Source organism: Vreelandella rituensis, from assembly GCF_003336665.1.
In the GTDB taxonomy this organism is placed as follows: Bacteria; Pseudomonadota; Gammaproteobacteria; order Pseudomonadales; family Halomonadaceae; genus Vreelandella; species Vreelandella rituensis.
On record NZ_QPIJ01000027.1, the window covers coordinates 14,016 to 27,190 of the forward strand.

Here is a 13,175-nt window from a genome sequence, read left to right on the forward strand (position 1 = left end):
TATTCCTATCTTGTCATCGACGCATGGCAAAGTCGCCTCGTGGTGATTAGTATACCCATATTCACTGACATTCATGAATGTCAGTGAATATGCACTCACCCTAAATGCGCTTGCTGTTTTCGAGTCCCGAGCGTTCATATCCCGAGGAGCTGTCACCGTGCCTGTCATCCGTATACGCCTGCTGTTGGGGGTTCTGGCTTTGCTGACGTTGGCCGGCTGTGAAAAGTCGCAGACGCTGGAGCCCGCTTCAGCCCGGCCGGTCAAGCTGCTCACCCTGGACGATGCCGGCGCTGCATTGATGCGCCACTTCCCGGCTCGTGTTGAAGCCTCCACCCGCAGCGATCTGTCGTTTCGCACGGCTGGTGAGCTGCTGGAGCTCAATGTCGCGGCGGGCCAGCGAATCTCAGCCGGTGAGATTATTGCCCGTATCGACGATAGCAACGCGCGGAGCCAGCTTGAAAGCGCTCGTTCCAGCCTGGAGCTGGCCGAGGCGACGTTTGAGCGCATGCGCTACACCCTGGAGCGGGGGGCTATCAGCCAGGTGCGTTTCGATGAGGCCAAAAGTGAATTGCGTGCGGCACGTTCAGCCTTTGAGCAGGCCGATGAGCAGCTTGAACATACCCGTTTGCGTGCTCCCTATGACGGTGTGATCGCTCGCGTTCCCGTCGATAATCGCCAAATGGTGCAGATCAAGGAAACGGTGGCGGTGATCCAGCAGCCCGGCCAATTGGATGTGGTGTTTCACTTGCCGGAGCAGATCGTGCGGCGAATGGTCCCCGCCGACGACAGCGCGCTTCCCTTTGGCAACATGCTGGCTCATGAGGTGTATTTTTCGAAGGATGGCTCTGTCTACCTGGCGCAACTCAAGTCTTACACCACCCAGGCCGACGCCCAAAGCCTGGCCTATGAAATCACGCTCACGCTGCCCCAGCCAGACAACATCACCTTGCTCGATGGAATGAGTGCCACCGTCCGGTTGGATTTGAGTGCCTGGATGCCCCAAGACGTGACGCCGGTGTGGCGGGTTCCCCCCGAGGCGGTGAGCTATGCGGGCGAAAACCCCGATCAGGCCCGCGTGTGGCGTTTTCAGAGTCCCGACAGCATCGAGTCGGTTCCGGTGGAAGTCGGCTCGCTGACCTCGGCCGGTCTCGAAGTCAGGGGTGAACTGGCGCCTGAGGATCGCTTGGTGGCGGCGGGAGCGAGTCGCTTGCGCGCCGACATGTCGGTCATCCCCTGGAAAAAGGAACAGGGTCTCTAGATGGTCGATTATTTTCTACGCCATAAAGCGGTTAGCTGGTTGATGACCGTGGTGCTGCTCGTCGGCGGGACGCTGTCCTTTCTTGACATGGGCCAGCTCGAGTTTCCCGAGTTCACTATTCGCAACGCCTTGGTGACGACGGCGTATCCCGGCGCCACCCCCAGGGAAGTGGAGCAGGAGGTCACTTCCACGCTTGAAGAATCGATCCAGGAAATGCCCAGCATCAAGCGCATCAGCTCGATCAGTTCCGATGGTTTGTCGCAGATCACCATAGAACTGCAAAGCACCGTGCAGGAGGGTGAGCTCCAGCAGTTATGGGATTCATTGCGGCGCAAGGTGGAAGACGCCCAGCCACGTTTGCCGCCAGGAGCGCGTCAATCGCACATAAACGATGACTTCGGCGATGTCTTCGGCTTGATGGTCAATCTCACCGGCGAAGGCTATGCGATGGCCGACCTGGCGGATCATGCCGATTTTCTCAAGCGTGAGTTGGCGCTGGTCGATGGGGTGGAAAAGGTCTCGCTGGGAGGGGAGCATCCGGAACGTATCTACGTTGAGGTCGATCGTGAGCGCCTGAGCGCCTTGAACATTCCCCTTGCGCGCCTGCAACAATTGCTCGATACCCAGAATGCCGTCGCTGATGCCGGCCACCTGAAACAGAATGGACGCCGCTTTCTGGTTTCTCCCACGGGAAGTGCTGCCGATATCGAAGACTTGCGGGCCTTGATCGTCAGTGAAGGCAATGGCGAGCTGGTTCGGCTGAGTGATATTGCTGAGGTTTACCGTGACCTGGCCGATCAACCGCAACAGCTGTATCGCGACATGGGGCGACCGTCGCTGTCGCTGGGGGTGTCGTTCAAGAGCGGTGTTAATGTCGTCGATGTCGGGGAGCGACTTGACCGGCGCCTGACCGAGCTCGAGGCCCGTACCCCGGTGGGCATGGAACTCAACGTGGTCTACGACCAGCCGCAGGTCGTCGACGATGCCGTCTCCGGTTTCTTGATCAGCCTGATCCAGGCGGTGGCCATCGTTATCGTGGTGCTGATGCTGTTCATGGGCTGGCGCAGCGGTATCCTGATGGGGTCGATTCTGCTGATTACCATCATCGGCACTTTCATGATGATGCGCATTCACGGCCTGCAGCTCGAAAAAATCTCTCTGGGGGCGCTGATCATCGCCCTGGGAATGCTGGTCGACAATGCCATTGTGGTGACCGAAGGCATGCTGGTGGGGCTCAAACGCGGCTTGACGGTGCGTGAGGCCGCCCATCAGGTAGTCCGCCAGAATGCCTGGCCGCTGCTCGCGGCGACCTTGATTGCCGTGGCGGCATTCGCGCCTATCGGGCTTTCACCGGACACCACCGGTGAATTCATCGGCTCGCTGTTTTTCGTGCTGCTTTATTCGCTGCTGTTGAGTTGGGTGACGGCGCTGACCTTGACCCCGTTCTTCTTTGCAATGTTCTTTCGCAATGTCAGCGGGGGAGACGCGCAGCAGGACCCCTATCGTGGCGCGGTGTACCAGCTGTTTCGCCGCCTGATTACCCTCGGTATCCGCCTGCGCTGGGTAACGTTGGTCATGGTGGGGCTGGTGCTGATGAGCGCCGGCTATGGTTTCACCTTCGTCAAGGATGCCTTTTTTCCGGCCTCCAATACGCCGATCTTCTTCGTCGATTACTGGATGCCGGAGGGTACCGATATCCTCGAGACCCAACGGCGGATAAGTGAACTCGAAGAGACGGTAATGGCGATGGAAGGCATCGAGCATCTGACCACCGTGGTGGGCGGTGGTGCACAGCGCTTTACCCTGACTTATTCACCTGAAGAACGGTATGCCAGCTACGCGCAACTGATTGTGGAAACGCCGGACAAGCAGACTCAGCATCAGCGCATGGGCGAGGTGGAGGCGGCACTTGAACGTTACCACCCTGACGTCGACTACAAAATCATGCCGCTGGAAGTCGGCCCCGCGCCCAAGGCCAAGCTTGAAGCGCGGCTCTACGGCAGCGACCCTGAGGTGCTGCGCCAACTTGGTGCCGACGTCGAGGCGCTGTTCCATGAAGAGCCCTTGGCGACCAGTGTGCGACAAAGTTGGCGCAACCGGGTGCAAGTCATCAAACCGGTATTTCTCGAAGATGCCGCACGTCGCCTCGGTGTCACTCGCGCCGGCCTGGCCGATACCCTGGCGCTCAATACCAGTGGCGCCCAGGTGGGTATCTACCGCGATGGCAGTGACCTGATTCCGATTATCGCCCGGGCGGCGCCCGGGCAGCGTCACGACGTCGATAACTTCGGTTCATTGAATGTCTGGAGCGAGGAGCGCGGTCGCTATATTGCGGCCGACCAGGTCATCGAGCAGGTCACCACCCAGGTCGCCGACCCGCTGATATTGCGCCGCAATCGTCAGCGCATGCTGGCGGTGTATGCCGAGCCGCATCCGCTGAGCGGCGTTACCGCAGCGAGCGTTCTGGAGCGGATTCGACCCGAGGTCGAGGCGCTTGAATTGCCCCCGGGCTACCGGCTGGAATGGGGCGGCGAGTACGAAACCGCGGGCGAAGCGCAGAGTGGTTTGTTCGCCTCCCTGCCGCTGGGGCTGGTGGTCATGTTCATCATCACGGTGGTGCTGTTCAACAACCTGCGCCAGGCACTGGCGATCTGGTCGCTGGTACCGCTGACGATAATCGGCGTGGTGGGGGCTCTGTTGCTGACCGGCTTGCCTTTCTCGTTCATGGCGCTGCTGGGAACCCTGAGCCTGATCGGCATGGTGCTCAAGAACGCCATTGTGCTGGTCGAGGAAATCAACGTGCAGTTGCCACTACACGAGCATCGTTACCATGCCGTGGTGCGTGCAGCGGTAAGCCGCGTGCGCCCGGTAGCCATGGCGGCGCTGACCACCATGCTGGGCATGATTCCGCTGATCAACGATGCGTTTTTCTCCAGCATGGCCGTGGCCCTGATCGGCGGCCTGGGGGTGGCAACGCTATTGACGCTGGTGGTGCTGCCGGTGGTGTATTGCGTGCTGTATCGCATTCGGATACAGGCATAATGGCTTGGCTTGAGCGTTAAGCCATTGGAACCTGGAGCAGAGCACAACAAAAAACGGCCACTTGCTCGATGAGCTAAGTGGCCGTTTTTATTGAATTTTTTGGTCGGAATAGCAGGATTCGAACCTACGACCTCTGCCTCCCGAAGGCAAAACTCATAGATTGCCAGTGATAACGACAGACAAGAAAAGTCCTTATTATCAGGCAGGTTACACCTTTATCTTATTCCTCCTTGTATATCGTTGTTAGTGGTTATAGACTCCAATTGCAGTTACCAAAGTGGTGACGAATAGGGGCCGAGCATGATAACCACTGATCGCCAGATCCAAGCATTGAAGCCAGAAGAAGCCGTTTATTGGGAGGCCATCAAGTCTCCCCATGGCGGCGGCCTGGCTATTCGCGTTCAGCCGACTGGATCCAAGAGCTTTTACTATCGTTTTCGCCACAATGGTAAGCAAGACTCCTTTTCACTTGGCCGCTATCCCAGCGTGACGCTTCAGGATGCTCGGGAGGCTCACAGCGAGGCCGCCAAGCTGCTAGCTGATGGGATCAACCCTAAGCGCGTGAAGAGGGAGCGCAAGACAAAGAACCAAGCGGCATGGACAGTGCGAGAGCTGTTCGAGAAATGGATCGTCAGTTATGCCAAGGCCCCATCCAATCGCACCAAGCGCCCGCCGTCTGAAACTGTGGTGGAGCAAACGCGGTGGCGGTGGGGATACTACCTTGATGCTCGGCTTGGGGACTTCCTGGTTAAGCGAGTGGACAGCCAGCACGTTAAAGGCGTGATAGCCGAAGTGGCAGAGGATCAGAGCCGGGAGCAGGCTCGCAAGTGCCTAACCATGCTGCGTGGCATGTTCGACTTCGCAGAGACTCGGGGGCAAGTGGAGATCAATCCGGCCCAGGGTATCCAGCCGTCGAAGATCGGAGCCTCCAAGGCCGCACCTCGGGAGCGCAAGCTCGACTTAAAAGAATTGCGCCGCCTATGGATCGCCATTGATGAAACGCATCTTGCCGAGTCTACCGCCGCTGCATTGAAGTTCTTGATCCTGACTGGCCAGCGCCGTGGCGAGCTGCTGTTAGCCAAGTGGCAGTTCATCGACCTGGATGAAGGTGTCTGGATCATGCCCGCCGCCGATACCAAAAACCGCAAGGCTCATACCGTCTACCTGTCCGATGCCGCCAAGGATCTTTTACGATCCCTTCACCGGCACGGGGAGTATGTTTTCCATGGGCGCGTGGAAGGCCAGCCAATAGGCGCAAGCTCTATCACCACCGCAATGATGAGGCTGCAAGGCAGGAAAGGCCGCGAGAGAGACGAGAGCGCTCCCCTAAGCGACGTTGTGCCGTTCTCGGTACACGACTTGCGTCGGAGCTTTGCCACCGGCCTTGGCGAGTATTGCGCCGTTCAGCCGCACATTGTCGAGCGCATGTTGAATCACGTTCCCGAAGATAGTTTGGTCGCCACGTATCAGCGAGCCGGGTATGCCGAAGAACAGCGGCTTGCCTGGCAGGCATGGGGGGATCTAATCGCCAGCCAAGTGGCCAGAGATGCGGAAAACGTCGTTCCGATGAAAAGGGCGGTAAAGTGACTTTTTCAGAAAAGCGCCGGGTAGGGTGCCTACAGAACCATGCGACACGCAAAGGAGCTAATTCGCTGCTAACTGATGGCAATGTCTATATGTGGTATGTAAAGCCCGAAAAGAGATCTATATGGTGGAAAGTCAAGTCTATACTTCGTCCGTGCATTCCATATACTAGTCAATGCAGATCAGTAATAACGCTGGGGAACAATCCAGTGAAATGAGGCTAGGGCCTCCAACCGCCAAGAAGGAAAAGCCCTAGTCATCACGAACCGCCAGCAAGCGGAAAGGTTTTGCAGATGCTCAACAGCGAGACGCAAAAAACCTTAAGCCCGACGCGCCAACGTCGGCAGGTAATCTGCGTAATTTATGCTAGAGAGCATGGGCCAGTGCGTAAAGGCATTGGCTTACTTTCTAGTGTAGCTTCCATGCTTAAATTTAAGCAATAGCTACGCTGCTATTCTGTGATTCCTTTCCTACCTGCTGGCCTCTGAAAGTGGAGGTCGGACATGTCCGCCAACCCTGCAAGAAAGTGCCTAGCAGAGCGCCAAGCCGCTGAATACCTAGGCTTTGCACCCGCAACCCTTCGCCAGAGCCGCCACACCGGCAAGCTCGCAGGCGTCTGCGCCCCAAAGCACATTAAACTGGGTCGGAGCGTCAGATATTACGCGTCAGATCTTGATACCTGGCTGAAAAGTACGGAGGTGTCAGCATGATTCTTAATGCTGCCCAGCTCCGCCGCGCCGCCCTCAAAGGTGCTGCCGACTATATCGAGGGATCCACCCACGCCACCCGCGCCTACTCCGCCCCGGAGCAGTTTGATAAAGACTTCGGGGGTGAGCTATGAAGAATCAGATCCGTATCGCCGCTGCTGCGGTGGCGCTTGTTCAGGCCGAGCGTGCCGTTGATGAAGCTAAGGAAGAGTATTCTTTCACCCTAACGAATTACTTCTCTAAACACGGTCGCCCTGATGGTCGAATGACCGCTGATGACCCGCGTTTTGAAAGCGCCCGGCGAGCTACCGAACCACGCTATCAGGAACTCCAGCGTCTCAAGCGCCGATTCTACCGCGCCCGCCAGAAACTCCGCCTGGAAGTAGGTCGAGCCGGGGGTGGTCTATGCAGCTAAAAACAAAAACGCCCGACCGAAGCCGAGCGCAAAAGAATCAAATCCAAGCGCATGATAGCACGCCCTGCGATTTTACTGCACTGATGGAGCCGGTAGCGCGGGAATTGTTGGGCGATCCAAACGCAGAGCTTACCAAAGGCGACAATCTGCGTTTTGGTACGCACGGCAGCATGGCTGTGGATATTGAAGCGGGCCGCTGGTTCTCACATGAAGAGGACGTCGGCGGAGGCGTTCTCGACTTGTTAGCGCATGAGCTAAACCTCAGTACCCGTGCCGAGCAATTGCGCTGGCTAGAGAGTAACGGGTTCAAGGAGCGCACTGACGCCAAAGCCAAATCCCGCATAGTCGAGACTTACGATTACGCTGATGAAGACGGCACGCTGCTTTTTCAGGCGGTACGCATGGAGCCTAAGAGCTTCCGTCAGCGCCGCCCGGATGGCAACGGCTGGAAGTGGAGCGTCAAAGGCGTTCGGCAGGTGCCGTACCGATTGCCCGACCTATTGGCGAACCAAGACGCGCCGGTTTTTGTTGTGGAAGGCGAGAAAGATGCTGACCGCCTCGCCAAGCTGGGATTGCTCGCCACCTGTAATGCAGGCGGTGCCGGTAAGTGGACAAATGCACACAGCGAGCCGCTAGCCAATCGTCGCGTGATAGTGCTACCCGATAGCGATGTAGCGGGCCGTGACCATGCCGAAAAAGTGCGCGCCTCCCTGGAAGCCGTCGGCGCTCAAGTGCGTGTCGTGGCGTTGGCTGGGCTGCCTGAAAAGGGTGATGTTTCTGACTGGCTAGACAGCGATGGTAGTAAAGAGGCATTGCTCGAACTCCTCAAAAGCCGCGATTACGACTTGCCAGTACCGGCAGGGGATGTTGCTACCGCGCCCGCATTAGCCCCGGCAGGTGATGAGGATGGCGAGAAACAAGCGCAATCTGACAAGATCGTCGGTTTTGTTCAGGCATACCATGAGCTATTCCATGATGTGAATGACGTGGCCTATGCTCGCAGCCGCGATACCGGCGAGGTTCGGCCATTATCGAGCAAGGCGTTCCGGCACTGGCTCACGGCAGCTTTTTATAAGCAGGAAGAAAAGGCGGTTCGAGACCAGTCTTTACGCGAGGCCCGCATGACGCTGGAAGGGCTGGCGATGCAGGAACAGCGCACTGTTTTTGTGCGCGTCGCCAAGGCCAATAAAGAGTATTGGCTCGACCTCGGCATGGCTGGCAATAGTAAGGCCGTCAAGATCCGCCCAGGGCATTGGGAAGTTGTCGAGCATCCCGGCGACATTATGTTTTGCCGTTCGGAAAGCGCCCAACCACTACCTGAACCAACCCATGGCGGAAGTATCGACGGGCTGTGGAATATCGCCAATATCCCTCCGCAATCGCGCCTGCTGGTGGTGGCCTGGCTCGTAGAGTGCCTGAGAATTGACACGCCTTATCCGGTGGTGGAATTACTTGGCGAGCAAGGGAGCGGGAAGAGTGGCACGCAGTCCGCGTTGCGTCAGCTAGTTGATCCCAACGCAGCCGACCTGCGAGGCGTGCCGAAATCAGCGGAAGACTTGTTTGTCAGTGGGGGAGTTAACCACACCATCAGCATGGAAAACGTCAGTCATCTTCCGGCACAACTACAGGATGCCTTATGCGTGGTGGCGACTGGTGGAGGCTTTGCCCGTAGAAAGCTGTATAGCGACAGTGAAGAGACGGTAATCACGCTCAAGCGTCCAGTGATCCTAAATGGCATTGCCGCCGCTGTGACTCAGCAAGACCTAGTGAGCCGCACTATCACAGTGGAGTTGCCGGTAATTCAAAGCGCTCAGACAAAGGACAGTCTCGAAGAGGCGTTCGAGTCTAACCGCCCCGGCATTATTGGCGCATTGCTCGACATTACCGCCAAGGCGTTGGAGTACCTGCCGGAAATGTCACTTCCCGCTGCCGAGCGTCCGCGCCTGGTGGAGTTCGCCTATCTGGGCATGGCCGTTGCTAAGGCGATGGGGGAGGATCCGGCCAAGTTCATGGAGCAATTCAACGTCGCTCGTCAAGACGGCCTGGAGCGCACCCTGGATGCTAGCCCGGTGGCAACGGCTGTTAGGGACTGGGCAGAAATTCATCCGGGCGAAGTGAGAGACCACCCCGCAAAATATTGGCTCACCTTACTCGAAGACTATAAGCCGAGAGGCTGTGAGTCGTGGCCGCGCTCAGCTAAAGGGCTGGGGGATGCCATGCGACGTGCCGCCCCGGCGCTGCGCCAACTTGGGATTGAGTGCCAGTGTCTCGGGAAGATTGGCGGCGCTGTGAAATGGCGCGTAGGAATGGCCAGCAAAAGAAACTCATGGGATCCAAGTCCTGCAAGTCCTGAAGTCCTGGCAGATGAGCATGGGGAGCAGGACATTAGGACTTCTAGGACTTCATATCAAAGAGTTTCTTTAGGTGCTGAAGATGCGGAGGTCTTTTAATGGCTGCTATAGATTACCTCAACCGGCTAGGTCTTCACGTTGAGCCGCTTCCCGGCAACCGCATATCAGTCTGGCCAGTCGATAACATAACCTCAGACGTTCGTGTCTGGATCCGTGAGCATAAACCCGACTTGCTGCGTGAACTATTGGCCGCCAATGACAATACGCGCATAGCTTGGCGCGTCGTGCGAAACGGCAAACCTATGACCATGCTCGGCAAGGTGATGACGTATGAAGAGGCGTTAGAGTCTGCCCAGGGCCGCTGGCCACGTGACGATATCCGCGTCGAGCATAACTACTAGACCCGCTGCCCATCGAAGCCCACCAATGCGTGGGCTTTTTGTGCTTAGCGTCCGCCATGGCGTTGCTAGGAACGGCATGCACACCTAGCGCTGCTTTGATTAATTTTCGGGAGCCATGCTTACTAATGCTTTTTTATTGCTTTATTCATTGATTAACCCTAAAAGCTGGGATAACGTAGTACGCGTAATACGCGAACACAGGAATATAGCAATGCCCGATAACATGAGCCATTTAAGCGTAAGAGTGCCGCAATCAACACGCGATGCACTGGACGAGCTAGCCCGCAAGCGCCGCATGGAAAGCGGGGAGGATGTTCGCCTTGCTGACATGGTTCGGGCTGCACTGGACGAATACGTGAAGCGTCACAAGGCGTAGAACGAAAGCGCCCCCGGCAATCTGCTGTAACAGATCCCGAGGGCATGACACCGCGAACCTTTGGAGAGAACCCGCGATGCAAGGCAATACTACCACACTGCCGTCGATGAACAGCGCCCAGCTAGGCCGTCTACTGGACGTTCTCGAACCATTCAGGGCTGAACCAATCACGCCCGCTATCGTGGCGCTCGCCGCCGCCCTTATTCGCAAGGAAGCTAAATAATGACCGCACAACAGATCGACAACATCGAGCTTCATTCCCAACGTGCATGGGCGCTCGCGTCAATGCTGCAAACGTACCTGAGCCAAGGCACTGATGAGCCTAGCCGGGAAGTGATGAGCGGCGCTGTAGCGGAAATATGGGAACGCCTGGACGCCATCGGCGCCGAGCTTCACCGTAAGCCAGTGGAGGAAGTCGCATGATGAACGAGAGCGATTTGGCAGCCATGATCCAATTCTCAAGTAATAACGCATGGAGCCAGCTAATCGACCTGCGTGATTACATTGAAATGGATGATACAGTTAGCCGAGATGAAGCACTGGCTGAAGCCCTTGGCTTGGTAGAAGTCGTGAGAGATTATGCCGCTCGCCTTAATGGAGATTTTAGCTATATGCCTGATGCAAGCCTGGAACCTGCGTTAGATGCTGAGTTTGAAGTCATCAAGTAACGACCTAGCGACAGCACCGCTCCACCAATGACCCGGCCATTCAGCGCCGGGTTTTTTGTGCCTGAACGTCTGCCATGGCGTTGAAGACAAGCGGCTGTTTCAGTGTGAAACCATGGGGTTATATACAGTATAATGGGCAGGGTTAATCGCTGATTCAAAAGGGAAATCCGCCATGATCGACGCCGCTATCGCATTGCTGGAAATGACCCCGCCAAGCTGGCAAGAAGATGCCGCGACTCGCCGGGAGCTTGCTCGGCTGCGTGATGACGTTCACAGATACCGGGTGGCAGAAGGTTATGACGCTGATGAAGCACGCCGGGTGGGGGCTTATGTGACCGACCGCGTGGATAGAATTACCCGTTTCCTGAATGGCGAACGATGCAGCGGCCACAAGTCCCGATACCCAAGTTTTCGACCCCAGGGGGGTATGTGATGAAGCGACAGCGAGCAAAGCCAACTCAGCGAGCAATCGCCGGATACTACGCCCTGGTTCGCAGCGCCGCCGATGAAGGTGACGACGCTAAGCCAGTCAAGCCTCAACAACGCCAACTGAGCGATGAAGTACAACCTCCGCTCAAAGTGTGATTAGCGTCACAGTTTCCGCGCACCGATGCCGAGCACTCCAATGTGCCACGAGAACGCTGACCCCGGCTTACGGCTAATTTTCGGCATTGCCTATCCGCGTTTCGTTTCGCAAGTCGCTGCCCAATTCACCATGACGACAAGCGCTTGCTCGGCAATCGCGCTGGCTTTATGCGCTGGGGAAAACGCTAGGTTCCTCTAAGCGACTACCCACAGCCACGGTGGCTCCGAGCGCCCGGATAGAGGCTGGTTTTCGAGTTTGCAGGGCCACCACCACCGCTTGATTCAAAGCCGCGTGACAAGCCGCGTTGGTGCCTTCTCGCCTGCGGATGCACTACCGCCCCATTTCACCACCTCGCCTATCGACAACCTCCGCTGACCACCACCTGGAGCGCATGAACCTTATGCGTCTGGCTGCGTGGCTGATAATCACAAAATCTTATGCAAAACAATGCGATAAAGTCGAATTAGCCTTAAATAGCTGGTAATATGTACTGTATATGCAAACAGTGGTGACAGGATGGCAAAAAGAGGCTTACAGGCCAGTCCAACACGAGAGCGCCGCCGGGAAATGTCTCGCATGCTTTCCGAAATGGCTGATGCCGGTGATGTGAACGCCGCCGGGTGGCTGCTGCTGCTTTCAGAGATCCGCAACCAACAGAAATCGAAGCGAGGTATGGAAAATGTTCGGAATTGATAGCAACGCATCCGCCTGGAAAAGCTGGATTGAGCAACGTCAGAAGGCGCGTGAGGCCCACAGCGCCGTTCGCGTGTCAGAGGCAGAGAATCGGCACAAGACTGCCCAGGCGAGGCTCTATCACCTCCTGCGTGAGCTTTCCCCAGCTGGATCGTGGGTAAGTCAGCCGCCCACTGATGACGAAGTATCGCGGGAAATGAACAAGCTGAACGCACGAGTTGAGCACTACCAAAAGCTGGGAGCGGGAGGTAAGACCGGCCTGGCTGCGCACCGTCACGAGCTGGACAAGTTGGAATCGGCAGGCACCGAAGAAAAGGATGCCGCCGCCGCCCTGGTTGACGCACAGAAGCGCGAGGCAGTGACCCGTGACGCACTCGAAAAGATCGAATCCAGCATGCCCGCTGCCACACCGAAAGCACTGAGCGCGCTGGCAAGTGAGATCGCGTCTCGGCAGAAACAGATCCAAAAGATCGACGCCGCTATCGACGGCATGCAGGACGAAAGCGGGCATGCCAGCTTGATCGAAGTCGAGGCCATTGATGCAGCCGCCGCCGTTGACGCCATGGAAGCTGATGCGTTGCTAGGCGAGGTATCCAAGGCCGATATGAGCACGGCATCGACGCGACTGGCCAAGGCCCGCAAGGCAGCCGAGACCGCCCGCCAACAAGCCGACAAGCAAGCCAGCGCCCGCCGTGGACTGGAGTTCCGGCGTGATGCGTTCGAGGCAGAGGTTGCCGAACTGGATGAGATCCGTACCGCCGCTGCGTTCGAGCTTGGTCGGGTAGAGCTTGCCCAGGCAGAGGCCGCACTGCTGGACGCCTTGAGCGGTGATCGACTGCAACCGCTGATGGATGCCGTCAATCGCGCCCGTAGCGAGCTGAACGCCAACGCGCCGGAAGGCACGGCGTACTCCACCGCCCGCTTGAATATCGAACTCCCGTTTCTCTACGAAATCACCATGAAATTAGGCCATCTAGAGTTTTGACCATTATTCGCATCAATGCCCGACTGAGGTAGCGCCAAAGCGGATTATTCAGCGAGTGCCGCTGTCATCAAAACCCTGAACGCCTACGGATCGTGTTCCATTCCTCCAT

The 13,175-nt window shown here is 57.2% G+C and carries 15 protein-coding genes; all 15 read left to right on the plus strand.

Annotated features, from left to right (window positions below):
- Positions 1 to 157 precede the first annotated feature (157 nt).
- The 15 genes from DU506_RS11835 (at position 158) to DU506_RS11885 (ending at position 13,066) form a co-directional block, all read left to right on the plus strand.
- Positions 158 to 1,258: an efflux RND transporter periplasmic adaptor subunit gene (locus DU506_RS11835; RefSeq protein ID WP_235825555.1), complete on the plus strand. Its 1,101-nt coding sequence runs from the start codon at positions 158 to 160 to the stop codon at positions 1,256 to 1,258.
- Positions 1,259 to 4,300, plus strand: coding sequence for an efflux RND transporter permease subunit (locus DU506_RS11840; protein ID WP_114487134.1), 3,042 nt, complete (start codon positions 1,259 to 1,261; stop codon positions 4,298 to 4,300). It abuts the gene before it with no gap.
- 300 nt (positions 4,301 to 4,600) lie between these two features.
- On the plus strand, positions 4,601 to 5,887 hold the full coding sequence (locus tag DU506_RS11845) for a tyrosine-type recombinase/integrase (protein WP_114487135.1): 1,287 nt from the start codon (positions 4,601 to 4,603) through the stop codon (positions 5,885 to 5,887).
- A 500-nt stretch (positions 5,888 to 6,387) separates the two neighbouring features.
- Complete coding sequence (locus tag DU506_RS22800) at positions 6,388 to 6,594, plus strand: helix-turn-helix transcriptional regulator (RefSeq protein WP_114487136.1); 207 nt, start codon at positions 6,388 to 6,390, stop codon at positions 6,592 to 6,594.
- Entirely contained in the window at positions 6,591 to 6,725 is a 135-nt protein-coding gene (locus DU506_RS22500) for a hypothetical protein (protein ID WP_268877322.1), read from the plus strand. Before DU506_RS22800 ends, DU506_RS22500 begins: the two co-directional genes overlap by 4 nt.
- On the plus strand, positions 6,722 to 7,006 hold the full coding sequence (locus tag DU506_RS11855) for a hypothetical protein (protein ID WP_114487137.1): 285 nt from the start codon (positions 6,722 to 6,724) through the stop codon (positions 7,004 to 7,006). The genes DU506_RS22500 and DU506_RS11855 overlap by 4 nt, the downstream gene beginning before the upstream one ends.
- Complete coding sequence (locus DU506_RS11860; RefSeq protein ID WP_114487138.1) at positions 6,997 to 9,456, plus strand: hypothetical protein; 2,460 nt, start codon at positions 6,997 to 6,999, stop codon at positions 9,454 to 9,456. The genes DU506_RS11855 and DU506_RS11860 overlap by 10 nt, the downstream gene beginning before the upstream one ends.
- Positions 9,456 to 9,758 carry a hypothetical protein gene (locus tag DU506_RS11865; protein WP_114487139.1) on the plus strand — a complete coding sequence of 101 codons (303 nt, stop codon included), beginning with the start codon at positions 9,456 to 9,458 and terminating at the stop codon, positions 9,756 to 9,758. Before DU506_RS11860 ends, DU506_RS11865 begins: the two co-directional genes overlap by 1 nt.
- 211 nt (positions 9,759 to 9,969) lie before the next feature.
- A complete protein-coding gene (locus tag DU506_RS21640; protein ID WP_181870750.1) occupies positions 9,970 to 10,134 on the plus strand; it encodes a hypothetical protein in 165 nt (54 codons plus the stop codon).
- Positions 10,135 to 10,210: 76 nt separating this feature from the next.
- Entirely contained in the window at positions 10,211 to 10,357 is a 147-nt protein-coding gene (locus tag DU506_RS21645; protein ID WP_181870751.1) for a hypothetical protein, read from the plus strand.
- Positions 10,357 to 10,557, plus strand: coding sequence for a hypothetical protein (locus DU506_RS11870; protein ID WP_114487140.1), 201 nt, complete (start codon positions 10,357 to 10,359; stop codon positions 10,555 to 10,557). The genes DU506_RS21645 and DU506_RS11870 overlap by 1 nt, the downstream gene beginning before the upstream one ends.
- Positions 10,554 to 10,802 (plus strand): hypothetical protein, encoded by a 249-nt coding sequence (locus DU506_RS11875; protein ID WP_147273750.1) that lies wholly within the window; start codon positions 10,554 to 10,556, stop codon positions 10,800 to 10,802. Before DU506_RS11870 ends, DU506_RS11875 begins: the two co-directional genes overlap by 4 nt.
- Positions 10,803 to 10,974: 172 nt before the next feature.
- Positions 10,975 to 11,235 (plus strand): hypothetical protein, encoded by a 261-nt coding sequence (locus DU506_RS11880; protein WP_114487142.1) that lies wholly within the window; start codon positions 10,975 to 10,977, stop codon positions 11,233 to 11,235.
- The gene (locus DU506_RS21650) at positions 11,235 to 11,387 is read left to right on the plus strand and encodes a hypothetical protein (RefSeq protein WP_181870752.1); all 153 of its coding nucleotides are present in this window, start codon (positions 11,235 to 11,237) and stop codon (positions 11,385 to 11,387) included. The genes DU506_RS11880 and DU506_RS21650 overlap by 1 nt, the downstream gene beginning before the upstream one ends.
- 680 nt (positions 11,388 to 12,067) lie before the next feature.
- Positions 12,068 to 13,066 carry a coiled-coil domain-containing protein gene (locus DU506_RS11885; protein ID WP_114487143.1) on the plus strand — a complete coding sequence of 333 codons (999 nt, stop codon included), beginning with the start codon at positions 12,068 to 12,070 and terminating at the stop codon, positions 13,064 to 13,066.
- Positions 13,067 to 13,175: the final 109 nt, after the last annotated feature.

Excerpts from the sequence above, each read along its gene's own strand:
- DU506_RS21645 (WP_181870751.1), top strand. The coding sequence starts at position 10,211 with ATGCAAGGCAATACTACCACACTGCCGTCGATGAACAGCGCCCAGCTA.
- DU506_RS11840 (WP_114487134.1), top strand. The coding sequence starts at position 1,259 with ATGGTCGATTATTTTCTACGCCATAAAGCGGTTAGCTGGTTGATGACC.
- DU506_RS11875 (WP_147273750.1), top strand. The coding sequence starts at position 10,554 with ATGATGAACGAGAGCGATTTGGCAGCCATGATCCAATTCTCAAGTAAT.
- DU506_RS11880 (WP_114487142.1), top strand. The coding sequence starts at position 10,975 with ATGATCGACGCCGCTATCGCATTGCTGGAAATGACCCCGCCAAGCTGG.
- DU506_RS22800 (WP_114487136.1), top strand. The coding sequence starts at position 6,388 with ATGTCCGCCAACCCTGCAAGAAAGTGCCTAGCAGAGCGCCAAGCCGCT.
- DU506_RS11885 (WP_114487143.1), top strand. The coding sequence starts at position 12,068 with ATGTTCGGAATTGATAGCAACGCATCCGCCTGGAAAAGCTGGATTGAG.
- DU506_RS21640 (WP_181870750.1), top strand. The coding sequence starts at position 9,970 with ATGCCCGATAACATGAGCCATTTAAGCGTAAGAGTGCCGCAATCAACA.
- DU506_RS11870 (WP_114487140.1), top strand. The coding sequence starts at position 10,357 with ATGACCGCACAACAGATCGACAACATCGAGCTTCATTCCCAACGTGCA.
- DU506_RS21650 (WP_181870752.1), top strand. The coding sequence starts at position 11,235 with ATGAAGCGACAGCGAGCAAAGCCAACTCAGCGAGCAATCGCCGGATAC.
- DU506_RS11860 (WP_114487138.1), top strand. The coding sequence starts at position 6,997 with ATGCAGCTAAAAACAAAAACGCCCGACCGAAGCCGAGCGCAAAAGAAT.
- DU506_RS11855 (WP_114487137.1), top strand. The coding sequence starts at position 6,722 with ATGAAGAATCAGATCCGTATCGCCGCTGCTGCGGTGGCGCTTGTTCAG.
- DU506_RS11865 (WP_114487139.1), top strand. The coding sequence starts at position 9,456 with ATGGCTGCTATAGATTACCTCAACCGGCTAGGTCTTCACGTTGAGCCG.
- DU506_RS11845 (WP_114487135.1), top strand. The coding sequence starts at position 4,601 with ATGATAACCACTGATCGCCAGATCCAAGCATTGAAGCCAGAAGAAGCC.
- DU506_RS22500 (WP_268877322.1), top strand. The coding sequence starts at position 6,591 with ATGATTCTTAATGCTGCCCAGCTCCGCCGCGCCGCCCTCAAAGGTGCT.